This window comes from Streptomyces bathyalis (assembly GCF_015910445.1).
GTDB lineage: Bacteria > Actinomycetota > Actinomycetes > Streptomycetales > Streptomycetaceae > Streptomyces > Streptomyces bathyalis.
Window position 1 is genome coordinate 6,606,029 of sequence record NZ_CP048882.1, and the last position, 21,841, is coordinate 6,627,869.

The 21,841-nt window shown below is 69.4% G+C and carries 22 protein-coding genes; 18 read left to right on the top strand and 4 right to left on the bottom strand.

Features of this window, described 5'->3' with window-relative positions:
- Window positions 1–15 precede the first annotated feature (15 nt).
- Both G4Z16_RS28725 and G4Z16_RS28730 read right to left on the bottom strand, forming a co-directional pair.
- A complete protein-coding gene (locus G4Z16_RS28725) occupies window positions 16–684 on the bottom strand; it encodes a response regulator (protein ID WP_028436520.1) in 669 nt (222 codons plus the stop codon).
- Window positions 685–728: 44 nt separating this feature from the next.
- Window positions 729–1,616, bottom strand: a complete 888-nt coding sequence (locus G4Z16_RS28730; RefSeq protein WP_197353500.1) for a RecB family exonuclease — start codon at window positions 1,614–1,616, stop codon at window positions 729–731.
- 126 nt (window positions 1,617–1,742) lie between these two features.
- Between G4Z16_RS28730 and G4Z16_RS28735 the strand changes: the two genes are divergently transcribed.
- The 3 genes from G4Z16_RS28735 to G4Z16_RS28745 all read left to right on the top strand — a co-directional run bounded on the left by G4Z16_RS28735 (window position 1,743) and on the right by G4Z16_RS28745 (window position 5,122).
- Complete coding sequence (locus tag G4Z16_RS28735) at window positions 1,743–3,359, top strand: site-2 protease family protein (protein WP_197353501.1); 1,617 nt, start codon at window positions 1,743–1,745, stop codon at window positions 3,357–3,359.
- A gap of 30 nt (window positions 3,360–3,389) precedes the next feature.
- Complete coding sequence (locus G4Z16_RS28740) at window positions 3,390–4,289, top strand: tRNA (adenine-N1)-methyltransferase (protein WP_197353502.1); 900 nt, start codon at window positions 3,390–3,392, stop codon at window positions 4,287–4,289.
- A 248-nt stretch (window positions 4,290–4,537) separates the two neighbouring features.
- Complete coding sequence (locus G4Z16_RS28745) at window positions 4,538–5,122, top strand: hypothetical protein (protein ID WP_246531119.1); 585 nt, start codon at window positions 4,538–4,540, stop codon at window positions 5,120–5,122.
- Window positions 5,123–5,188: 66 nt separating this feature from the next.
- On the opposite strand, the gene G4Z16_RS28750 is transcribed toward G4Z16_RS28745, so the two are convergent.
- Complete coding sequence (locus tag G4Z16_RS28750) at window positions 5,189–5,476, bottom strand: ferredoxin (RefSeq protein ID WP_028436524.1); 288 nt, start codon at window positions 5,474–5,476, stop codon at window positions 5,189–5,191.
- A 242-nt stretch (window positions 5,477–5,718) separates the two neighbouring features.
- On the opposite strand from G4Z16_RS28750, the gene arc reads away from it, so the two are divergent.
- From arc to prcA, 5 genes are all read left to right on the top strand, one after another.
- On the top strand, window positions 5,719–7,485 hold the full coding sequence (gene arc / locus G4Z16_RS28755) for a proteasome ATPase (protein WP_197353503.1): 1,767 nt from the start codon (window positions 5,719–5,721) through the stop codon (window positions 7,483–7,485).
- 257 nt (window positions 7,486–7,742) lie between these two features.
- Window positions 7,743–9,254, top strand: coding sequence for a depupylase/deamidase Dop (gene dop / locus G4Z16_RS28760; RefSeq protein ID WP_197353504.1), 1,512 nt, complete (start codon window positions 7,743–7,745; stop codon window positions 9,252–9,254).
- A gap of 140 nt (window positions 9,255–9,394) precedes the next feature.
- Window positions 9,395–9,613: a ubiquitin-like protein Pup gene (locus G4Z16_RS28765; protein ID WP_028436527.1), complete on the top strand. Its 219-nt coding sequence runs from the start codon at window positions 9,395–9,397 to the stop codon at window positions 9,611–9,613.
- A gap of 131 nt (window positions 9,614–9,744) precedes the next feature.
- The gene (gene prcB, locus G4Z16_RS28770; protein WP_197353505.1) at window positions 9,745–10,590 is read left to right on the top strand and encodes a proteasome subunit beta; all 846 of its coding nucleotides are present in this window, start codon (window positions 9,745–9,747) and stop codon (window positions 10,588–10,590) included.
- A gap of 57 nt (window positions 10,591–10,647) precedes the next feature.
- On the top strand, window positions 10,648–11,430 hold the full coding sequence (gene prcA / locus G4Z16_RS28775; protein WP_197353506.1) for a proteasome subunit alpha: 783 nt from the start codon (window positions 10,648–10,650) through the stop codon (window positions 11,428–11,430).
- Between the two features lie 125 nt (window positions 11,431–11,555).
- Here prcA and G4Z16_RS28780 read toward each other — a convergent pair whose 3' ends face one another.
- Window positions 11,556–12,614 carry a LacI family DNA-binding transcriptional regulator gene (locus tag G4Z16_RS28780; RefSeq protein WP_197353507.1) on the bottom strand — a complete coding sequence of 353 codons (1,059 nt, stop codon included), beginning with the start codon at window positions 12,612–12,614 and terminating at the stop codon, window positions 11,556–11,558.
- 138 nt (window positions 12,615–12,752) lie between these two features.
- On the opposite strand from G4Z16_RS28780, the gene G4Z16_RS28785 reads away from it, so the two are divergent.
- The 10 genes from G4Z16_RS28785 to G4Z16_RS28830 all read left to right on the top strand — a co-directional run bounded on the left by G4Z16_RS28785 (window position 12,753) and on the right by G4Z16_RS28830 (window position 21,826).
- Window positions 12,753–14,060: an MFS transporter gene (locus G4Z16_RS28785; RefSeq protein WP_197353508.1), complete on the top strand. Its 1,308-nt coding sequence runs from the start codon at window positions 12,753–12,755 to the stop codon at window positions 14,058–14,060.
- A gap of 9 nt (window positions 14,061–14,069) precedes the next feature.
- Window positions 14,070–15,431: a Pup--protein ligase gene (gene pafA / locus G4Z16_RS28790; RefSeq protein ID WP_197353509.1), complete on the top strand. Its 1,362-nt coding sequence runs from the start codon at window positions 14,070–14,072 to the stop codon at window positions 15,429–15,431.
- An 87-nt stretch (window positions 15,432–15,518) separates the two neighbouring features.
- Window positions 15,519–16,472 carry an FKBP-type peptidyl-prolyl cis-trans isomerase gene (locus G4Z16_RS28795; RefSeq protein ID WP_197353510.1) on the top strand — a complete coding sequence of 318 codons (954 nt, stop codon included), beginning with the start codon at window positions 15,519–15,521 and terminating at the stop codon, window positions 16,470–16,472.
- A gap of 61 nt (window positions 16,473–16,533) precedes the next feature.
- The gene (locus G4Z16_RS28800; RefSeq protein WP_055488325.1) at window positions 16,534–16,908 is read left to right on the top strand and encodes an FKBP-type peptidyl-prolyl cis-trans isomerase; all 375 of its coding nucleotides are present in this window, start codon (window positions 16,534–16,536) and stop codon (window positions 16,906–16,908) included.
- Between the two features lie 148 nt (window positions 16,909–17,056).
- Window positions 17,057–18,028: a helix-turn-helix transcriptional regulator gene (locus tag G4Z16_RS28805; protein ID WP_197353511.1), complete on the top strand. Its 972-nt coding sequence runs from the start codon at window positions 17,057–17,059 to the stop codon at window positions 18,026–18,028.
- Window positions 18,029–18,043: 15 nt separating this feature from the next.
- Window positions 18,044–19,006, top strand: coding sequence for a helix-turn-helix transcriptional regulator (locus G4Z16_RS28810; RefSeq protein ID WP_197353512.1), 963 nt, complete (start codon window positions 18,044–18,046; stop codon window positions 19,004–19,006).
- A gap of 44 nt (window positions 19,007–19,050) precedes the next feature.
- On the top strand, window positions 19,051–19,350 hold the full coding sequence (locus tag G4Z16_RS28815) for a hypothetical protein (RefSeq protein ID WP_197355076.1): 300 nt from the start codon (window positions 19,051–19,053) through the stop codon (window positions 19,348–19,350).
- A gap of 225 nt (window positions 19,351–19,575) precedes the next feature.
- The gene (gene tatA, locus G4Z16_RS28820; protein ID WP_197353513.1) at window positions 19,576–19,860 is read left to right on the top strand and encodes a Sec-independent protein translocase subunit TatA; all 285 of its coding nucleotides are present in this window, start codon (window positions 19,576–19,578) and stop codon (window positions 19,858–19,860) included.
- Between the two features lie 77 nt (window positions 19,861–19,937).
- The gene (gene tatC / locus G4Z16_RS28825; RefSeq protein WP_197353514.1) at window positions 19,938–20,915 is read left to right on the top strand and encodes a twin-arginine translocase subunit TatC; all 978 of its coding nucleotides are present in this window, start codon (window positions 19,938–19,940) and stop codon (window positions 20,913–20,915) included.
- A gap of 17 nt (window positions 20,916–20,932) precedes the next feature.
- Entirely contained in the window at window positions 20,933–21,826 is an 894-nt protein-coding gene (locus G4Z16_RS28830) for a diacylglycerol kinase (protein WP_197353515.1), read from the top strand.
- Window positions 21,827–21,841 lie beyond the last annotated feature (15 nt).

Consider the following 21,841-nt stretch of genomic DNA (forward strand, 5'->3'; position numbering starts at 1 on the left):
TCACGTGCCGGGGTATCACGTGCCGGGCCGTACCAGCCCGCTCTCGTACGCGTAGACCGCGGCCTGCACGCGGTCGCGCAGCCCCAGCTTGGTCAGCACGTGCCCGACGTGCGTCTTCACCGTCGTCTCGCTGACGAAGAGGTCGGCGGCGATCTCCGAGTTCGACAGGCCGCGCGCCACCAGCTTCAGAACCTCCACCTCACGCTCCGTCAGCTGGTGAAGGGTGTCCGGCACGGGCTCCTCGCCCGAGGGGAGCTTCCCCGCGTACTTGTCGAGCAGACGGCGCGTGATGCTAGGAGCCAGCATGGCCTCGCCGGCGGCGACCACGCGGATCGCCTGCACGAGCTCGGCCGCCGGCGCGTCCTTGAGCAGGAAGCCGCTGGCGCCCGCGCGCAGCGCCTCCACCACGTACTCGTCGAGGTCGAACGTGGTCAGCACGAGCACCTTCGCGGGCCCGTCCTTCGTCGGCCCGGTGATGCGGCGCGTGGCCTCCACCCCGTCCATCCGCGGCATGCGGATGTCCATCAGCACCACGTCGGGCTGCAACGCCCGCACCTGGTCCAGCGCCTGAAGTCCGTCACCCGCCTCGCCGACGACGGCGAGGTCCTGCTCCGCCTCCAGGATCATGCGGAAGCCGGTGCGCAGCAGTGGCTGGTCATCGACCAACAGGACGCGGATGGCCACGGGATCTCCTCGGGCGGGCGGCACGGGACGGGCACCATTGTTGCCTAAGCGCGGGCCGGTGATTCCTGTGCCCCGTCCTCGCGTGGCTCGGGCAGCCGTGGCTGCACCGTCAGCGGATACGGCGGGGGAGAGCCGCCGAACTCCGGGCAGTGTGCCTGGTGGTCGCACCAGTCGCAGAGCCTGCCGGGGCTCGGCCGCCAGTCGCCCGTCTCCGTCGCCCGTTTGATGGCCTCCCACAGCGCCAGCAGCTTGCGCTCGACGCGGCGCAGATCCTCCTCGTCCGGGTCGTACGTCAGCACATCTCCGCTGCCCAGGAAGACCAGTTGGAGACGGCGGGGCACGACCCCGCGCAGCTGCCACACCACCAGCGCGTAGAACTTCATCTGGAAGAGCGGTCCGTCGGAGAACTGCGGAGGCGGTGCCTTGCCCGTCTTGTAGTCGACGATCCGCACCTCGCCGGTCGGGGCGACGTCGACGCGGTCGATGATGCCGCGCAGCCGCAGCCCCGATTCCAGCTTGGCCTCGACCAGCAACTCCCGCTCCGCGGGCTCCAGCCGGGTCGGGTCCTCCAGAGAGAACCATCGCTCGACGAGCGACTCCGCCTCCGCGAGCCAGGACGCGAGCCGGCCGGCGTCGACCTCCTCCTGCCCGTCCTCCGCGAACAGCTCCTTCAGCTCCGGCCTCTTGGCGAGCAGACGCGCCCACTCACGGGTGACGAGAGATCGCGCACGCGGCAGACTGCGTTGCTCCGCGGGGGAGTCGAAGAGCCGCTCGAGGACGGCGTGCACGACAGTTCCCCGTGTGGCGGCCGCCGAAGGTTTCTCCGGCAGTTTGTCGATCACCCGGAAGCGGTAGAGCAGCGGGCACTGCATGAAGTCGCTGGCGCGGGACGGCGATAGGGAGTTCGGCGGCGAGGCGACGCGGGTGGTCATGACGTACGACCCTAGGGCCCCGCACTGACAACGGACGCATACCATCGAGGACGGCGCACCCGCCCTGCACACCCGAAGGGGAAACGGCAGCACAGCGGAGTGCGAGGAAGCGGCAGAGGGGAACCCGTGGCGGAGACGGAAAACGGCGGCAGGCCGCGTTCGGGCGGCTCCGGCGGCTCCGGGGATTCCGGAACGGCGGGGGAGGGCACGGCGTCCCTCCCGGACCGTCCGGACGCCACGCTGTACCCGGACGGTCCTCCGGCCGCCGCCGCGGCCCCGGAGGAAACGGGAGAAAAGACGGACAGCACGGCAGAGGACACGACGGACACCGCACAGCAACGCGAGCCCGCCGCACCGGCCTCGCCGGACCCCCGGCCCGCAACCGGCCCTGACGCGGCACCCGCCGACCCCTCAGGACCGGGCACTGGGAACGACGCGACGGCGGAGCCGGAGCCGAGCCCCGTACCCGCGTCCGGCACCGCCCCCGGCGGCGCCCCGGCCTCCGACGCCGACACCGGTCAGGGCCGCCCGCGCCCCGGCACCCCCGGTCCCGGACCGCGGGCCCTGGGCCCCGACAAGCCCCGGCGTGCCCGTCCCTTCGGAGGCGGCATCCTGATGGGCCGGCCGTTCGGCGTGCCCGTCTACGTGGCACCCAGCTGGTTCCTCGTCGCCGCCCTCATCACCTGGGTCTTCGGCGGTCAGCTCGACCGCGTCCTGCCTCATCTCGGCACGGTGCGCTACCTGATCGCGCTCTTCTTCGCCGTGGCCTTCTACGCCTCGGTCCTCGTGCACGAACTCGCCCACACCGTCGCCGCGCTGCGCTTCAAGCTGCCGGTGCGCCGCATCCAGCTCCAGTTCTTCGGCGGCGTCTCCGAGATCGAGAAGGAAGCCGAGACCCCCGGCCGCGAATTCATCCTCGCCTTCGTCGGGCCGCTGCTCTCCCTCGTGCTCGCCGGCGTCTTCTACGCGGGGATGCAGGCCGTGCGGCCCGGTACCGTTCCCGGCGTGCTGCTGGCCGGCCTGATGATCTCCAACCTGATCGTGGCCGCGTTCAACCTTCTCCCCGGACTGCCCCTGGACGGCGGCCGGATGCTGCGTGCTCTGGTGTGGAAGCTGAGCGGCCGTCCGATGACCGGCACCGTCTTCGCCGCCTGGATCGGCCGGGCCCTGGCGCTCGCGGTGCTGATCGGGCTGCCGCTCGCCACTCACGCCGGCGGATTCACGCAGGAGACCATCGGCGGCGTCGACTCGATCATGGACGCGCTGCTCGCCGCCATCCTGGCCGCCATCATCTGGACCGGCGCCGGGAACAGCCTCCGCATGGCCCGGCTGCGCGAACATCTCCCGGAACTGCGGGCGCGCAACCTCACCAGGCGTGCCGTCCCCGTACCCACCGACACCCCGCTCTCCGAGGCGCTACGCCGCGCCAACGACGCCGGAGCCCGCGCCCTGGTCGTGGTGGACGGCGCGGGCGGCCCCGTCTCGCTCGTGCGCGAGGCCGCCATCGCCGGGGTCCCCTCGCACCGCCGCCCCTGGGTCGCGGTCTCCAGCCTCGCCCAGGAGCTGAAGGACGGCATGCGCGTCCCCGCGGAGCTGGCCGGCGAGGAGCTGCTGGAGCATCTGCGTGCCACCCCGGCGACCGAGTACCTGGTGGTCGAGGAGACAGGCGAGATCTACGGAGTGCTCTCCACGGGCGACGTCGAGCGCGCCTTCGTCGCAGCCATGGCCAAGCCCTCGGCGTGAGGCCCTGACCAGACCCGTTAGTCTGTGCGCATGTCCGAACCGACCGGTGCCGCCCGCCGTCGCGGGCCCTTCAAGGTCGGGGACCAGGTCCAGCTCACCGATCCCAAGGGACGCCACTACACGTTCACGCTCGAAGAGGGAAAGAGCTTCCACACCCACAAGGGAGCCTTCCCCCACGACGAGCTGATCGGTGCTCCCGAGGGCAGTGTCGTCCGTACCACCGGAAACGTCGCCTACCTCGCGCTGCGCCCCCTGCTCCCCGACTACGTCCTGTCCATGCCGCGCGGCGCCGCCGTCGTCTATCCCAAGGACGCGGGCCAAGTCCTCGCCATGGCCGACATCTTCCCGGGTGCGCGCGTCGTGGAGGCGGGCGTCGGGTCCGGCTCGCTGAGCACGTTCCTGCTGCGCGCCATCGGCGACATGGGCATGCTGCACAGCTACGAGCGGCGCGCGGACTTCGCGGACATCGCCCGGCAGAACGTCGAGCGCTACTTCGGCGAACCGCACCCCGCCTGGACGCTCACCGTCGGAGACCTCCAGGACCAGCTCTCGGACAGCGACATCGACCGGGTCATCCTCGACATGCTCGCCCCCTGGGAGTGCCTCGAGGCCGTTTCCAAGGCGCTCGTGCCCGGCGGCATCCTGTGCAGCTACGTGGCCACCACGACGCAACTGGCCCGCATGGTCGAGTCGATCCGCGAGCACGGCACGTTCAACGAGCCGCAGGCGTGGGAGACCATGGTGCGCAACTGGCACGTGGAGGGCCTGGCCGTACGCCCCGACCACCGCATGATCGGGCACACAGGCTTCCTGCTCACCGCGCGCCGCCTCGCGGACGGTGTCGAACCGCCGCTGCGCCGGCGACGTCCCGCCAAGGGCGCCTACGGGGAGGACTACACGGGCCCCGGCAGCACGTCGGGCCGTTCCTGAACTGCCCGTTGGGACGGCCCGTCGGGCCGCGGGCGCTGCGCGGCGCCCGGCCCGAGCACTGGGCGAGTCTCCCCTTCCCGCCCGTACGACGCCCCAACTCGATGACGGAACACGCCTGTTGAGGCGCCGAAGCTGACGGAGCGTCAGAAACCCTGCACATAACCGCGGTCCCGCCCGTTCCGGCGCGGTGTGACCTGTGGCACGATGCTGTGCACCCCAAAGCACACCTCTCACAGGAGTCACCCGGCGTGACGGAACCGGAACTCGAACTGGAACTGCCGCACACCCGTACCCGCATGGTGCACTGGATGAGCACCGCCGTGGCCCTCGCCGCAGTCGTGGGGGTCTCGGCCCTCGTCCAGCCCGCGGACGCCAGCGCACAGCCCACGCTCACCACGGCTTCCTCGGGCCCCGCACCGGATCCGAAGAAGGCCGACTTCCCCGTCGATTGCGGCAGCCCGTCCGTCCCGATAGACGTCGTCGACAAGGGCTCCGCGGACTTCGACGGCGACGGACGCAAGGAAACCGTCGCGTCCGTGCGCTGCCACTCCGGTACGGGATCGCCGCCCAACGCGCTTTTCGTCCTGGCCGCCGCGGCCCGCCCCGGCCAGCCGCCCCGCGTGGTCGCGACCATGCTGCGCACCAAGGAACGGATGACCGTCCAGGACCTCCGCGTCAGCGGCCGTACGGTCTCGGCCAAGCTGCTGGGCTATTCCTCACCTTCGGTGCCGAGCTGCTGCCCGGACAAGCAGCGGAAGGTGAAGTGGGAGTGGAAGGACGGCAAGTTCGCGCTCGAGGCCGCCCCGACCGCCGGCAGCCCGAAGAGCATCTGAGCCGTAACAGGCCGTGTCACGCCCGCCTTTTCGGGCACTCACCGTGAGCGTCCGTCACTCCACGCGCTAATCGGCGTCGGGGCCGTACACTTCAACACTGTCCGAAACACGGCGGACATGGATGCAGTCGCCGGGGCATTCCTTGGCGGAGTCCACGACGTCGTCGAGAAGTGGAAGCGGTACGGGGGTCGTCGCGCCCTTGTCCTGGAGGAGCTCGTCGTCGCCGCTTTTCACATAGGCCAAGCCGTCGATGTCCAGCTCGAACACCTCGGGTGCGTACTGCGCGCAGATGCCGTCGCCGGTGCACAGATCCTGGTCGATCCAGACCTCGAGTGCCTCGTCCCCGGTGCTCATCCTGTCGCCTGCCGTTCCTGCGTTCGTGATGGAAAGCTGCTGTCCATGTGGGGTGTTGACGGTTCCGACCCTACAACCGGCCGCTTTCGGATGGTCATGGGTGGGTATTCCCCTGGCGTGAGGGAGCGCGCAAGGGTGAAGATCAGACACACCGTGTCCGTCTTTGTGATCTAGGGTTTCAACCTGTACCCGCCCAGGTAGGGTCAGGAAGCGTCCAGCTCCCCCTGGAGGAGGTGAGGACCGTGGCAGCCCACGACGACGACATCAACCGCGGCATCCGGCCCGGTCGGGGTTCCGAAGACCCGTCCGGCCAGGTGGCGTATCTGGAGCAGGAGATCGCCGTCCTGCGCCGCAAGCTCGCCGACTCTCCGCGGCACACTCGGATTCTTGAAGAGCGGATCGTCGAGCTTCAGACGAATCTGGCCGGGGTCTCAGCACAGAACGAAAGGCTCTCCAACACTCTCCGTGAGGCGCGCGATCAGATCGTGGCCCTCAAGGAAGAGGTCGACCGCCTCGCGCAGCCGCCGGCCGGCTTCGGAGTCTTCCTGAAGTCGAATGAGGACGGCACAGCCGACATCTTCACCGGCGGACGCAAGCTCCGTGTGAACGTCAGCCCCAGCGTCGAACTCGAGGAGCTCCGGCGCGGCCAGGAGCTGATGCTCAACGAAGCGCTCAACGTGGTCGAGGCCATGGAGTTCGAGACCGCCGGCGACATCGTGATGCTCAAGGAGGTCCTCGAGGACGGTGAGCGCGCCCTGGTCGTCGGTCACACCGACGAAGAGCGGGTCGTGCGTCTCGCCGAGCCCCTGTTGGAGACGACGCTCCGTGCGGGCGACGCCCTGCTGCTGGAGCCGCGCTCCGGTTACGTCTTCGAGGTCGTGCCCAAGAGCGAGGTCGAGGAGCTCGTCCTCGAAGAGGTGCCCGACATCGACTACCAGAAGATCGGTGGTCTGCGCGGTCAGATCGAGCAGATCCGCGACGCGGTGGAACTGCCGTACCTGCACCCGGATCTCTTCAAGGAGCACGAACTGCGGCCGCCGAAGGGCGTCCTGCTCTACGGGCCTCCCGGCTGCGGCAAGACCTTGATCGCCAAGGCCGTCGCCAACTCGCTGGCCAAGAAGGTGGCGGAAGTCACGGGCAAGCCCCAGGGCAAGAGCTACTTCCTCAACATCAAGGGCCCGGAGCTGCTCAACAAGTACGTGGGCGAGACCGAGCGGCACATCCGCCTCGTCTTCCAGCGGGCCAGGGAGAAGGCGAGCGAGGGCACGCCCGTCATCGTCTTCTTCGACGAGATGGACTCCCTCTTCCGCACCCGCGGCTCGGGTGTCAGCTCGGACGTGGAGAACACGATCGTTCCGCAGCTGCTCTCCGAGATCGACGGTGTGGAGGGCCTGGAGAACGTCATCGTCATCGGTGCCTCCAACCGTGAGGACATGATCGACCCGGCGATCCTCCGCCCCGGCCGTCTCGACGTGAAGATCAAGATCGAGCGCCCGGACGCCGAGGCCGCCAAGGACATCTTCTCGAAGTACCTCACCGCGAACCTCCCGCTGCACTCGGACGACGTCGCGGAGCACGGCGGCAACGCCAATGCCGCATGCGACGCCATGATCCAGTCCGTCGTGGAGCAGATGTACGCCGAGTCCGAGGAGAACCGCTTCCTGGAGGTCACCTACGCCAACGGTGACAAGGAAGTGCTCTACTTCAAGGACTTCAACTCCGGCGCCATGATCGAGAACATCGTGGGCCGGGCGAAGAAGATGGCGATCAAGGCCTACCTGGACCAGAACCAGAAGGGTCTGCGCGTCTCCCACCTGCTCGCCGCCTGCGTGGACGAGTTCAAGGAGAACGAGGACCTGCCGAACACGACCAACCCCGACGACTGGGCCCGCATCTCCGGCAAGAAGGGCGAGCGGATCGTCTACATCCGCACGCTGGTCACCGGAAAGCAGGGCGCGGACACGGGCCGTTCCATCGACACCGTGGCCAACACCGGTCAGTACCTGTAAGCAGACAGCGATCCGGCTGCGGACGCCCCTGGTGGACCCCCGCCGAAGGCAGGGGAGGGGGCGTTCCGTGGCCGGATCCTTTTTGAGTAGTCCTAGGAAGTCCGCTGAGTGATCTCCCGACTTCAGGCCGTGCGTTCTAGGCTCGTCCGTAGTGCCGCTACGCGCAGTGCTGAGGGAAGGACCGCAGACGGGGCGGATGCGCAGCGGGACTTGAGTGGCGGCCCACAGCCGGGCCACCACCGGGCAAGGAGGGCCGCATGACCGTACGGCGAGTGATGGGCATCGAGACGGAGTACGGCATCTCCGTACCCGGTCACCCCAACGCCAATGCGATGCTCACCTCATCCCAGATCGTCAACGCCTACGCCGCGGCGATGCACAGGGCACGCCGTGCCCGCTGGGACTTCGAGGAGGAGAACCCGCTGCGGGACGCCCGCGGCTTCGATCTGGCACGCGAGTCCGCCGACGCGAGCCAGCTCACGGACGAGGACATCGGCCTGGCCAACGTCATCCTCACCAACGGCGCCCGTCTCTACGTCGACCACGCCCACCCCGAGTACAGCGCGCCCGAGGTGACCAACCCCATGGACGCCGTCCTGTGGGACAAGGCCGGTGAGCGGATCATGGCGGAGGCCGCCGACCGCGCCGCCGAGGTCCCCGGCACGCAGGCGATCCACCTCTACAAGAACAACACCGACAACAAGGGCGCCTCCTACGGCACGCACGAGAACTATCTGATGAAGCGGGAGACGCCGTTCTCGGACATCGTGCGGCATCTGACGCCCTTCTTCGTCTCCCGCCAGGTCGTCTGCGGCGCCGGCCGCGTGGGCCTGGGCCAGGACGGCAGCGAGCACGGGTTCCAGCTCTCCCAGAGAGCCGACTACTTCGAGGTCGAGGTCGGCCTCGAGACGACGCTGAAGCGGCCGATCATCAACACCCGGGACGAGCCGCACGCCGACGCCGAGAAGTACCGCCGTCTGCACGTGATCATCGGCGACGCGAACCTCTCGGAGATCTCCACCTACCTCAAGCTCGGCACCACGGCGCTCGTGCTGTCGATGATCGAGGACAACTTCATCGCGGTGGACCTCGCCGTGGACCAGCCCGTCCGCACCCTGCACCAGGTCTCGCACGATCCGACGCTGGGGCGGCTGATCACGCTGCGCAGCGGCCGCACGCTCACGGGTGTGCAACTCCAGATGGAGTACTGCGAACTCGCGCGCAAGTACGTCGAGGAGCGCTGGGGCGCCGACGCGGACAAGCAGACCCAGGACGTCCTCACCCGATGGGAGGACGTGCTGACGAGGCTGGAGCAGGACCCGATGAGCCTCTCCGGGGAGCTGGACTGGGTCGCCAAGCGCGAGCTCATGGAGGGCTACCGCCGCCGTGACCAGCTCGGCTGGGACGCGGCACGGCTGCACCTGGTGGACCTGCAGTACGCGGACGTACGCCCCGACAAGGGCCTCTACAACCGCCTGGCCAACCGGGGCAACATCCAGCGGCTGCTCGAGGAGGAGGCCATCCAGCGGGCCGTCGGCAAGCCGCCGGAGGACACCCGCGCCTACTTCCGCGGCCGCTGCCTGGAGCAGTACGCGGACGACGTGGCCGCCGCGTCCTGGGACTCCGTCATCTTCGACCTGCCGGGTCGTGACTCTCTGCAACGAGTTCCCACGCTGGAGCCGCTGCGCGGCACCCGGGACCACGTCAAGGAACTTCTGGACCGCTGCCGCACCGCGGAGGACCTGGTGAGGGTGCTTTCCGGAGGCTGAGATACGGCTATTCCGTGCCGCATGCGGGAATCACCGGGGTGGTACTCCGACGTTGGAGAAGTGAAGGGCCGATGTCAGTCCCTGCTTGTAGGGTCTGATCTTGTACGTCACGCGTACACCGAACCGAGCGGGGTGAGGATATGGCGACCAAGGACACCGGCGGCGGGCAGCAGAAGGCCACGCGCCAGACCGAGGAAACCGAGGAACAGACTGACGAGACGCAGGTCTCCGAGGACCTCAAGGAGCGCCAGGAAGCACTCTCGGACGATGTGGACTCCGTCCTGGACGAGATCGATGACGTCCTTGAGGAGAACGCCGAGGACTTCGTGCGGTCCTTCGTTCAGAAGGGCGGAGAGTAGTCGCGTGATCACCGTCCTGCGTCCCCGGCAGCGGGGGCGCAGGACGGATGACTTCCGGGCCTGCGGGTATGGTCCGTGAAGCAATTCCAAGATCTCTTCTGAACCGACTTCCGATCTGTGGAAGGAAACGTGTGGAAGCCAACACTCGTGACACAGGGCGTCTGCCGGCTGCCTTCCTGACGCCCGGCTCGTCCTCGTTCATGGACTTCCTGTCCGAGCACGCTCCTGCGGTGCTGCCCGGCAGCCGGCCCCTGCCTGCCGTCGAGGGCGCCGTGCAGGCTCCGCACGGGACGACCATCGTCGCTGCGACGTACTCGGGCGGCGTGGTGCTCGCGGGCGACCGCCGTGCCACGATGGGCAACGTCATCGCCCAGCGTGACATCGAGAAGGTCTTCCCGGCCGACGAGTACTCGGCCGTCGGCATCGCCGGCACGGCGGGTCTCGCGGTGGAGATGGTGAAGCTCTTCCAGCTGGAGCTGGAGCACTTCGAGAAGGTCGAGGGCTCGACGCTGTCGCTGGAGGGCAAGGCCAACCGCCTGTCCACCATGATCCGCAGCAACCTCGGCATGGCCCTGCAGGGCCTCGCCGTCGTCCCGGTCTTCGCGGGCTACGACGTGCAGCACGAAAAGGGGCGCATCTTCTCCTACGACGTGACGGGCGGCCGCTCCGAGGAGGTCGGCTTCACCGCCGTCGGTTCCGGATCGGTCTTCGCCCGCGGCTCCTTGAAGAAGCTGCACCGGAGCGACCTGACGGAGGAGCAGGTCTGCACGGTGGCGCTGCAGGCGCTCTACGATGCGGCCGACGACGACTCGGCGACGGGCGGCCCCGACATGACACGCAAGATCTACCCCACGCTCACGGTCATCTCCGACGAGGGCTGCCGGAAGCTGTCCGAGGAGGAAGTCTCCGCGCTCGTACGCACCATGCACGAGGGCCGGCTGCAGCATCCCAACGGGCCGCAGGCCCCGCTCACCTGACGAAGGCCACGGGGCCTTCAGCGCCCTCTGACAGGAGAAGGAAGGGACGGATAGCCGGTGTCGACGCCGTTCTACGTCTCACCACAGCAGGCCATGGCGGACCGCGCCGAGTACGCCCGCAAGGGCATCGCTCGGGGCCGCAGCGTGGTCGTGCTGCAGTACACCGATGGCATCGTGTTCGTCGCGGAGAATCCCTCGCGGTCGCTCCACAAGATCAGCGAGATCTATGACCGCATCGCGTTCGCGGCGGTGGGCAAGTACAACGAGTTCGAGAATCTGCGCATCGGCGGCGTCCGTTACGCGGATCTTCGTGGATTCACCTACGACCGCGCCGATGTGACGGGCCGTGGCCTCGCGAACGTCTACGCCCAGACGCTGGGGACGATCTTCTCCAGCGCCGCCGAGAAGCCGTACGAGGTGGAGCTGATCGTCGCCGAGGTCGGTGCCGCCCCCGAGGACGACCAGATCTACCGGCTGCCGCACGACGGCTCCATCGTGGACGAGCACGGTTCGCTCGCGGTCGGCGGCAACTCGGACCAGATCAACAGCTATCTCGAACAGCGCCACCGTGACGACATGACGCTGGCGGAGGCGGTCAAGCTCGGCAAGGAGTCCCTGGCGCGCGACAACAACGGCGGCGAGCGTGAAGTGACCGCCGATCAGCTGGAGGTCGCGCTCCTCGACCGCACCCGCGTCCAGCAGCGAAAGTTCAAGCGGGTACTGGGCACTCAGCTGCAGCGCCTGCTGGGAGAGGACGAGAGCACGGGCGGCTCGAGTTCCTCGTCCTCCTCGGGCGGCGACGACACGGAGGAGTCCTCCGAGGGCGGTTCGGAAGAGTAGCGACCCTCACCGTCGGTTCATCCGCGTGCCCCGCAGGGCCAACACCCTGCGGGGCACGCGCTGTTGAGCGCCGGTTGAGATCTTCGGCCGGGTGCCGGCCCCCGCTGGAGAGTGCCCGGTCCCGCTCAGGACTCCGAGGGCGGTTCAGCCGTGGAACCGCGGCGCACTAGCTGGACGGGGAGCACGGGTGCATTCGCCTCCCGGCCCGCCAGGACGTCCAGCAGCGCGCGCATGCCGGCCGCGCCGACCGCCTCCGCGGGGAGGCGCACGGTCGTCAACTCCGGCTCCAGCGCGGTCGCCAGGCTCAGATCGTCGAAGCCCGTCACGGACACGTCCTCCGGCACACGCAGTCCGAGCCGCCGCGCCGCCTTGCAAGCCCCGGCCGCCAGCAGGTCGTCGTCACAGATCACGGCCGTGGGCCGCGGATCGGCCGTCAGGGCACGCGTGGCTCCGCGCAGCGCGTCCTCGACGCTGAGGTCGCTGGGCTCGGTCCGCAGTTCCGCTCCGGGCTCCAGGGCCACCGCCTGCGCCAGCGAGTGGGCTCGCACGCCGAAGGTCCAGGTGTCCACTGCCGCCGCGAGATGGGCCAGACGCCGGTGGCCGAGGCCGAGGAGATGCCCGGCCACCTGCCGCATGCCGTCGGCGATGTCGAGATTGACGGTGGCCACTGCCCGGTCGCCCTCGGGGTCGGTGTCCAGCATCACCAGTGGCAGTCCGCCCTCGCGCAGCGCAGCCAGCGCGTCGGGAGCCATCGAGGAGGCGATCACGCCGTCCAGCGCGGCGCGGGCCGAGCCGAACGGGTCGACGGCCGGTCCGATGCCCTCGGGCGAGGGATAGAGGACCACGCCGAAGTCGTGCTCGGCCGCGATCCGTGAGGCACCGGCGTGGACCCGCGCGAAGTAGTCGTGGGTGAGGGCGGGCACGACGAGGAGGGCGGTGCGGGTGCGTCCGAGCCGCAGGCTCCGGGCGGACAGATTGGGGCGGTAGCCGAGTGCCTGTGCGGCGTCCCTCACGGTTTCCGCCGTGCGGGGAGAGACCCGTCCCTCCCACTTGCCGCCCAGCACGAGAGAGACCGTCGCCTGCGAGACGCTGGCCCGCCGCGCGACGTCACGGCTGGTGGGACGCCCGCTGGAGGTCCCCGTGCGCGGCTGCTCCGCAGTGCCGGGCCGCCGGTTGCTCGCCATCCGTTTCCGCTCCTTCGCCGCCCGTGGCCGGTGCCCGGGGTGGACCGTGGGGTCAGCGACATGGTACGTATGACGGCGTTAGTTATACGTACAACGTGCTTGCCTGGAACGCTGGGCGCCGGAAGGAGAGTGGGAGCCGTGGCGATGGGTTACGCCGAACTGCTGCGTGCCAGGCACGCGATGCGGCTGCTCGCGGGCACGCTGACGGGCAGGCTTCCCAACGCCACAGGTCCACTGGCGATCGTGCTCTTCACCCGTGCCGAGGGCGGGAGTTACACGCTCGCCGGCGTCCTCTCCGCCGTGTACGGACTCGCGACCGCCGTCGGTCAGCCGATGCTCGGGCGTCTCGTCGACCTCCACGGACAACCGCGCGTGATGTTCCCCGCGGCCGTGCTCTCGGCGCTGGGCATGCTGCTGCTGACAGCCGTCGGCACCGACCCGGTGTGGGTGGCCACCGCGGGCGTGTTCGTCGCCGGAGTGTGCACCCCGCCGCTGGAGGGCGGCCTGCGTGCTCTGTGGCCCAGCGTGCTCAAGGGTCCGGAGAAGGTGCACCGGGCGTACGCGCTGGATGCCGTGGCCCAGGAAGTGATGTTCGCCGTCGGGCCGCTGCTGGTGACCGTGTTCGTGGCCCTCTGGAGCGAGGCCGCGGCACTGCTGGTTATCAACGCGATGGGTGTCCTCGGCGCACTGTGGGTCGTCGTCTCGCCGCCCTCGCGAGCGTGGCGCTCCGAGCCGCGGGAGCCGCACTGGCTGGGCGCGCTCCGCTCCGCGGGACTGCTGGCCCTGCTCGCCACCTTTTTCTTCGTCGGGCTCGCGCTGGGCGCCGTCGCCGTCGCGTCCGTGAGCTACGCGGACGAGCACGGTGAGGCCCTGATCTCCAGCCATCTGCTCTCGGCGCTGGGCTTCGGCGCCCTGGCGGGCGGTGTCGTCTACGGAGCGCGGCACTGGGCGGGCGTCCCGGAACGCAGGCTGGTGTGGCTTGTTCTCGCCCTTGCCGTGGGCTATATGCCGCTGGTCCTCGTCCCCGGTGTGATCGCGATGACGGCCCTTGCCGGACTGTCAGGGGTGTTCCTGGCGCCGGCGCTCGCCTGTGCGTTCGTGGTCGTGGACCGTCACGCACCGTCCGGGACGGTCACCGAGGCATTCTCCTGGCTGGTCACGACGTTCGGCGTCGGAGCGGCAGCCGGGACGGGAGTCGTGGGCCCCGTCATCGAGTGGGGCGGCGCCGCCGCGGGCTTCGCCGTCGTGGGCGGGGGAGGACTGGCGGCGTTCGTCGTGCTGCTGCTGACCGGCCGGGCCTTTTCAGTCGCCTCCGCGACCTCCCGCAGCGCTCCCGTCGCGGGCCCGGCATCGGGCCAGGGACATGCGTCGCCCCCGGTCACGGAGGCGGAAAATGATCGCAATGGTGCCCCCGAACCCGGTTTCAGAACAGGCCGTCAGGCGTAATGTTCAGTCATGGACCGCCGAATCTTCGGGCTTGAGAACGAGTACGGCGTCACGTGTACGTTCCGGGGTCAGCGCCGCCTGTCCCCCGACGAAGTGGCGCGGTATCTCTTCCGCCGTGTCGTGTCATGGGGCCGCAGCAGCAATGTTTTTCTGCGCAACGGCGCCCGCCTCTATCTGGACGTTGGCTCCCACCCCGAATACGCGACTCCCGAGTGCGACAACGTGACCGAGCTGGTCACCCACGACAAGTCCGGCGAGCGCATCCTCGAGGGTCTCCTCGTCGATGCCGAACGTCGCCTGCACGAGGAAGGAATCGCAGGCGACGTCTTTCTCTTCAAGAACAACACCGACTCGGCGGGCAACTCCTACGGCTGCCACGAGAATTATCTCGTCGCGCGGCACGGGGAGTTCTCGCGTCTCGCCGATGTACTCATCCCGTTCCTCGTCACGCGTCAGCTCGTGTGCGGTGCCGGCAAGGTGCTGCAGACGCCCCGAGGGGCCGTCTACTGCGTCAGCCAGCGTGCCGAGCACATCTGGGAGGGCGTCAGCTCCGCGACCACCCGGTCCCGTCCGATCATCAACACCCGTGACGAGCCGCACGCGGACGCGGAGCGCTACCGCCGCCTGCACGTCATCGTGGGCGACTCCAACATGTCCGAGACGACCATGCTGCTCAAGGTCGGGGCCACCGATCTCGTGCTGCGCATGATCGAGGCGGGCACGGTGATGCGGGACCTGACCCTGGAGAACCCGATCCGGGCCATCCGGGAGGTCAGCCACGACATCACGGGGCAGCGCAAGGTGCGCCTGGCCAGCGGCCGTGAGGCCTCGGCGCTGGAGGTGCAGCAGGAGTACTTCGAGAAGGCGCTGGACTTCTGCGACCGGCGCGGCATCCGCACGGGCCGCGTGGAGCGGGTGCTGGAGCTGTGGGGCCGGGCCCTCGAAGCCATCCGCGCCCAGGAGCTGGACAAGATCAACACGGAGATCGACTGGGTCATGAAGTACCAGCTGATCGAGCGGTACCGGGCCAAGAACAACATCACGATGTCGCACCCGCGCATCGCGCAGATAGACCTCGCGTACCACGACATCCACCGTCGCCGTGGCCTCTACTACCTGCTGGAGCGCAACAACCAGGCCGCCCGCATCTGCAACGATCTGAAGATCTTCGAGGGCAAGTCGGTGCCGCCGCAGACGACCCGTGCGCGGCTCCGCGGCGACTTCATCAGGCGGGCCCAGGAGCAGCGGCGGGACTTCACCGTCGACTGGGTCCACCTCAAGCTCAACGACCAGGCGCAGCGGACCGTCCTGTGCAAGGACCCCTTCCGGTCGGTCGACGAGCGCGTGGAGAAGCTCATCGCCGGAATGTGAGAAGTGTCGACCGGGGACGGGATGTCCGGGCGGGGCCGTAGGGTTGGCCCGACCGTCCGGACATCCCTATACCGCGAGTTGGACACAATGCTGCAGACCCCCCGGGGAACGACCCCCCACCCCAGGAAGACCTCCCTGCGCCGCTTCGTCGCGGCTCTCGCCGTGCCGGCACTGATCGTCTCCGTCGCCGCCTGCGGCAGCGAGGAGGACCAGAACGGGCAGCCTCCTCAGGTCACCGGTGCCGCGGACAAGAAGCCGAAGGTGGCCAAGGGGAAGGGCAAGCCCCCCAAGGACCTGAAGGTCAAGGTCCTCAAGGAGGGCAAGGGTCAGAAGGTCAAGAAGGGCGACTCGCTCAACGCGAACTACCACGGTCAGCTGTGGAACGGTAAGGAGTTCGACAGCAGCTGGAAGCGGGGCCAGCCGGCCACGTTCCAGATCGGTACCGGCAAGGTCATCAAGGGCTGGGACGAGGCCCTGGTGGGCAAGAAGCTCGGCAGCCGCGTCGAGATGGTGGTGCCGCCGTCGAAGGGCTACGGCAAGCAGGGCCAGCCCCCGACGATCCCCAAGAACTCCACGCTGGTCTTCGTCGTGGACCTCAAGAAGATCATGCCGAACAAGATCGACGGCGAGGTGGCGAAGCTCGACCACAACCCCGAGCTGCCCGAGGTGAGCACCAAGGTCGAGAAGGACAAGGCGCCCAAGATCACCATGCCCAAGGGCAAGGACAAGGCTCCGGACGAGCTGCTCGACGAGACGATCATCAAGGGCGACGGGAAGACGGTCACGGAGAAGAGCACCGTCCTGAGCCAGTTCACGGCCAAGCTGTGGAAGGGCGGCAAGCAGCTCGACGACACCTGGGCCCAGGGCGGGCCGCAGGAGATCCCCGTCGCCAAGATCCCCGGCTGGGCCGAGGCGCTCAAGGGCAAGAAGGCCGGCAGCCGAGTCGTGATCTCCGTGCCGAAGGGCGAGTTCCCCAAGCAGCAGCAGAAGCAGTTCTCCTCGGGCGTGGTCTTCTCGGTGGACGTGCTCGACGTCAACTGAGTCCGTGTGCCGTGAAAGACTGGCGCGGTTGTCCGAATGATTCGTTGCTAGGAGCCATTTCGTGAGCATCGACAAGCCCGAGGTCGACTTCCCCGAGGGCGCGCCGCCTGCCGATCTGGAGATCGTGGATCTCTGGGAGGGCGACGGGCCCGAGGCCAAGGCCGGCGACAACGTCTCCGTCCACTACGTGGGCGTCTCCTTCTCCAGCGGCGAGGAGTTCGACGCCAGCTGGAACCGCGGCAAGCCGCTGCAGTTCCAGCTCGGCGCCGGCCAGGTCATCCCCGGCTGGGACCGCGGTGTGCAGGGCATGAAGGTCGGCGGGCGCCGCCGGCTGACCATCCCCGCGCACCTCGCCTACGGGGAGCAGGGCGCGGGCGGCGGCCGTATCAAGCCGAACGAGACCCTGATCTTCGTCTGCGACCTCGTCTCCGTCTGAGCCGGGCCGCGACGCGGCTTCTTCCGGGGGTCCCGCCTGCGGGCGGGGCCCTCGGTCTTTGCTTTTGCGGGGAACCCCGCTAGCGGTACGGTCAATTGCCGAGAAGAGCACAGAGCAGTACGAGAAGTACGGGAGCACGAGGGAGCCCATGGCGATTGCCAAGGCCGAGCGGCTGATGAATCTGGCGCTGTGCCTGCTCGGGACCCGGCGCCCGCTGACGAAACGCGAGCTGCGTACCTCGATCGAGGCATACATGGAGGCCGGCAGCGACGAGGCCTTCAACAGGATGTTCGAGCGCGACAAGGACGACCTGCGCGAGCTCGGCCTGGTCATCGACACCGTGGAGAGCCTGGACGGTGACATCGGCTACCGCGCACAGCGCGACAGCAACCGGCTCCCGCCCGTCGCCCTCGACGCCGAGGAGGCCACCGCCCTCGGCCTGGCCGCCCGCGTCTGGCAGCAGGCGCGCCTCGCGGGAGCAGCGAGCGGCGCCCTCCAGAAGCTGCGAGCGGCCGGCGGCATGCCGCAGCACGAGGACGGGGGCGAGGCCGAACCGGCCGTCGCGCACAGCACGCTGGAGCCCTACATCCCCGTCCGCGAGGCCGCCTTCGAGCCGCTGATGCTCGCCTGCCGGGACCGCCGTCCCGTCGTCTTCGACTACCGCAAGTCCAATGCGGCCCGCCCCGAGCGCCGTCAGGTCGAGCCCTGGACGCTGGAGTGCTGGCGCGGCCACTGGTATCTCGCCGGCTTCGACCGCGAGCGGCAGGCCGAGCGCGTCTTCCGCCTCTCCCGGATCACCGGGCCCGTACGGTCGCGGGCCACCGCGTTCACCGCCGTCGTGCCCGATCAGGTGACCGTACGGGAGACGGTCGAGCGCTGGGCCGGGGAGAGCGCGTCGCGCACGGCGCGCATCCGGCTGCGCGCGGGGGCCGGGTACCCGCTGCGGGCCCGCGCCACGGAGGTGCGGGAACTGCCCGGCGGCTGGGAGGAGTTGGAGATCCCGTACGGACACGGGCTGGACGCCTGGCTGGTGGAGTTCGGGCCCGACGTGATCGTGCTGGAGCCGGCCGAACTGCGGGCCGAAGTGGTCGACCGGCTGCGCGCCGTCGCCAAGGGCTGAGGGGGAGCACAGACCGTGGCACCGAACGCCATCGACCAGACCCGCCGGATGCTGTCCCTGGTCACCTATCTCAGGGACCGGCCGGGCGCGCGCATCGACGACGTCGCCCGCGCCTTCGGCATCACCGCCGACGAGTTGATCTCCGATCTCGACGTCCTGCCGATGTGCGGCACCAGCTTCCGCGGCGGCGACCTTCTGGAGATCGACACCGACGGCGAGCGCATCTGGTGGCGCAACGCGGACGCTCTCGGCAGCGACACCGCGCAGCCGCTGCGCCTGGCTTCCGACGAGGCGACGGCGCTGCTCGTCGCGGCCCGCGCCGTGGCCACCTTGCCGGGGCTGCGCGAGAGCGACCGGGACGCGCTGCGGCGTGCCACCGCCAAGCTGGAGGAGGCGGCGGGGGAGAACGCGGGCGCCAGCTCGCGGCTGTCGGTCACCTTCGAGTCGGAGGGCGGGGTCTTCGCGGATGTGGACCGCGCCATCGCCGAGCGGCGCAGGCTGTGGCTGCGCTACTACTCGCCGGCGCGCGACGAACTCACCGAGCGCGAGGTCGACCCCATCCGGCTCTTCGCCGTCGGGCACACCTACCTCGAGGCCTGGTGCCGCCTCTCGGAGGCCCGGCGTACGTTCCGGCTGGACAGGGTCGCCGAGATCCGCTTGCTGGATGAGCCGGCGGACCCGCCGCCGGTCGAGCTGCGGGACCTGAGCGAAGGACTCGTCCAGCCCTCCGCGGAGGACCCCGAGGTCGTCGTCGAGGTCGGCCCCGGCGGCCGCTGGGTCGCCGAGTACTACCCGTACGACAGCGCCGAGGAACTGCCCGACGGCGGGCTGCGGGTCACCCTGCGCACGCCCGACCCGGCCTCGCTGAAGCGGCTGGCGCTGCGGCTCGGACGCGACGGCAGGATCGTGGCACCGCGCGAACTCGCCGACAGCGCACGAGAGGCGGCGCGCACGGCGCTCGCGGCCTACGGCGAGTGAGAGTGCGTGCGGAGCCTCCCCGCTGTTCCCACTAGGCTCGCCCCATGCTCTGGCCCATGTTCTTTCTCGCGCTCGCTTTCTGCGGAATCGCCGTGCTCGGTGTGCTGACCGTCCGGGTCGGGCTGGAGGTCCGCCGGTTCTCCCGTGCCGTGGGCGACAGCTCGGAACGCATCACCCGGGCCGCCGAGGACCTGGAGCGTGCCGCTGTACCGCTGGCCGGCCATGCGGGTTCCGCGCGTGACGCACACGCAGACCTGCGAGGCGAAGCCCGGGGCGACGGCAGCGGTGACGCACGGGGCGACGGGCAGGCGGACGCGGCGCAGCCGGGCCGTGGGCGGCCGTGATGTGCGCCGGGGCCAGACGCGCCCTGCCTGGCCCGTACCTTTGAGCGGTAGGCTGCACAGAGCCGCGTCATGACGGTCGAAGAGCGCAACCTCGTGTAAGTACGGGCATTGCCCGTCGTTCACGGCTCAGGGTTACGATCGCTGAGAGCACTCGCTTGACGCAGCCCGTCCGATTCATACGGCAGGCAAGGACACACGCCGGCCCCGGCGAGAAGGTAGTGGCACATGATCGGCAACCTTAGGCCCATGGAGATCGTTCTGATCGTCCTGGTCATCCTGCTGCTGTTCGGCGCCAAGAAGCTTCCGGACATGGCCCGTTCGCTCGGCAAATCTGCCCGCATCCTCAAGAGCGAGGCGAAGCAGATGAAGAAGGACGGCGGCGACGACAGCGACGCCGGCACCCCCGACACCCAGCAGGCGCCGAAGACCATCCAGGCCGCTCCCGGGGATGTCGCCAGCTCCCGGCCCGTCACCGAGCCGGCCAAGAACCAGCAGCAGAGCCAGTCCTGACCGCTGAGTGACTCCGCCGTGCGCCGGCAGCACGGCAATCCCGGCATTTCCGACACTTCAGACAACGAGGACCTGGGTTGCTCAAGTCAGCCCGTAGACAGGGCAAAAGCGAGAAGGACCCCGAGGGGCGGATGCCCCTCGCGGAGCACTTGCGGGAGCTGCGCAACCGGCTGATGAAGTCGGTGCTGGCGATCCTCGTCGTCACCGTCGTGGCGATGATCTACTACAAGCCGGTCGCCGACTTCCTCACCGACCCGGTGCGCGACTCCGTCGGCTGCACGCAGGGCTTCGGGCGCGCCGCCGAGGACGGCGAGACATGTGCCGAGATCACCATCAACGGCCTGATCGCACCCTTCACGATCATGCTCAAGGTCGCGCTGATGGTCGGCGTGGTCGCCGCCTCCCCGATCTGGCTCCACCAGCTGTGGGCCTTCCTCGCCCCCGGTCTGCACAAGCACGAGAAGAAGTACGCGCGCGCCTTCGTGGGCGCCGGCGTCCCGCTCTTCGTCGGCGGCGCCTACCTCGCGTACCTGATCCTGCCCCAGGCTGCCGCGGCGCTCCTCGACTTCACCCCGGAGGGCACCGGCAACCTGATCCCGCTGGACGACTTCATCGACATCGTCACGCGGCTGGTGATCGTCTTCGGTCTTGCCTTCGAACTTCCGCTGCTGCTGGTGATGCTCAATCTCACCGGCATCCTCAGCGGGCGCCAGCTGCTGGGCTGGTGGCGGGTCATGGTGCTCTGCATCACGATCTTCTCCGCCATCGCCACACCCACGGGCGACCCGCTGACGATGGGAGCCCTGGCGGCACCCATCGTGCTGCTCTACTTCGGGGCCGTGGGCATCTGCCTCCTGAACGACCGCCGCCGCAGGCGGAGCGATCCGTACGCGGAGCTGGACGACGACGAGGCCTCGCAGATCGACACCCCTGACGCCCTCGAGGAGGGTGAGAGCGTCCCCGCGCCGCGCGCGCTCCCGGAGGCGGAGTCCGGCGGCCCGGGCGCGAACGGAAGCGGTCCGCAGGGACGGGACGGTTACGGCGACGCGACCTGAGCGGGTAAGGTCCGCGCGTGACCAGCGAGATCACTCTTTTCGTCAATCCCACAGCGGGCCGTGGCCGTGGCGCCGGCGCCGCACAGCCCGCCGCTGACGCCCTGCGCCAGGCCGGATTCGCCGTACGCACCGTCGTCGGCAACGACGCCGACGACGCGCTGGTGAGAGCGCGCGAGGCGGTGCAGGCGGGCACCGGGGCGCTGGTGGCCGTGGGCGGTGACGGCATGTCCTCCCTGGGACTCCAGGCGGTCGCCGGTACGGACACCCCCCTCGGCGTCGTCGCCGTGGGCACCGGCAACGACTTCGCCCGCGCCACCGGCCTGCCCGTGAGGGAGCCCGCCGAGGCCGGGCGCCTCATCGCGGAGGCCCTCAAGGCCGGGCACGAGCGCCGCATCGACCTGGGCAGAGCGGGGGAGCGCTGGTTCGGGTCCGTGCTCGCCTCGGGCTTCGACTCCCGCGTGAACGACCGCGGCAACCGGATGCGCTGGCCCGCCGGCAAGATCAAGTACGACCTCGCGATCCTCGCCGAACTGGCGGCCTTCAAGACCATTCCGTACCGGATCACGCTCGACGACGGCGAGCCGATGGAGACCGAGGCCACGCTCGTGGCGGTCGGCAACGGACCCTCGTACGGGGGCGGCATGCGCATCTGCCACGGCGCCGAGATGGACGACGGGCTCTTCGACGTGACGGTCGTGGGCGAGTGCAGCCGTGCGACGCTGCTGCGCGTCTTTCCCCGTGTCTACAAGGGCACCCATCTGTCCCATCCCGTCGTCACGACGTACCGCGCGCGCAGCGTGCGCCTGGAGGCGCCGGACGTGACGGGATACGCGGACGGTGAGCCGCTCGGGCCGCTGCCGCTGACGGCGCGGGTGGTCCCGAGGGCCGTCCGGCTGCTCGTGGGGGAGTAATGATCGTGAGCGGTG

Excerpts from the sequence above, each read along its gene's own strand:
- G4Z16_RS28750 (WP_028436524.1), bottom strand. The coding sequence starts at position 5,476 with ATGAGCACCGGGGACGAGGCACTCGAGGTCTGGATCGACCAGGATCTG.
- G4Z16_RS28795 (WP_197353510.1), top strand. The coding sequence starts at position 15,519 with ATGCTGCAGACCCCCCGGGGAACGACCCCCCACCCCAGGAAGACCTCC.
- G4Z16_RS28805 (WP_197353511.1), top strand. The coding sequence starts at position 17,057 with ATGGCGATTGCCAAGGCCGAGCGGCTGATGAATCTGGCGCTGTGCCTG.
- G4Z16_RS28730 (WP_197353500.1), bottom strand. The coding sequence starts at position 1,616 with ATGACCACCCGCGTCGCCTCGCCGCCGAACTCCCTATCGCCGTCCCGC.
- G4Z16_RS28815 (WP_197355076.1), top strand. The coding sequence starts at position 19,051 with ATGCTCTGGCCCATGTTCTTTCTCGCGCTCGCTTTCTGCGGAATCGCC.
- pafA (WP_197353509.1), top strand. The coding sequence starts at position 14,070 with ATGGACCGCCGAATCTTCGGGCTTGAGAACGAGTACGGCGTCACGTGT.
- dop (WP_197353504.1), top strand. The coding sequence starts at position 7,743 with ATGACCGTACGGCGAGTGATGGGCATCGAGACGGAGTACGGCATCTCC.
- G4Z16_RS28780 (WP_197353507.1), bottom strand. The coding sequence starts at position 12,614 with ATGGCGAGCAACCGGCGGCCCGGCACTGCGGAGCAGCCGCGCACGGGG.
- tatA (WP_197353513.1), top strand. The coding sequence starts at position 19,576 with ATGATCGGCAACCTTAGGCCCATGGAGATCGTTCTGATCGTCCTGGTC.
- G4Z16_RS28765 (WP_028436527.1), top strand. The coding sequence starts at position 9,395 with ATGGCGACCAAGGACACCGGCGGCGGGCAGCAGAAGGCCACGCGCCAG.
- G4Z16_RS28740 (WP_197353502.1), top strand. The coding sequence starts at position 3,390 with ATGTCCGAACCGACCGGTGCCGCCCGCCGTCGCGGGCCCTTCAAGGTC.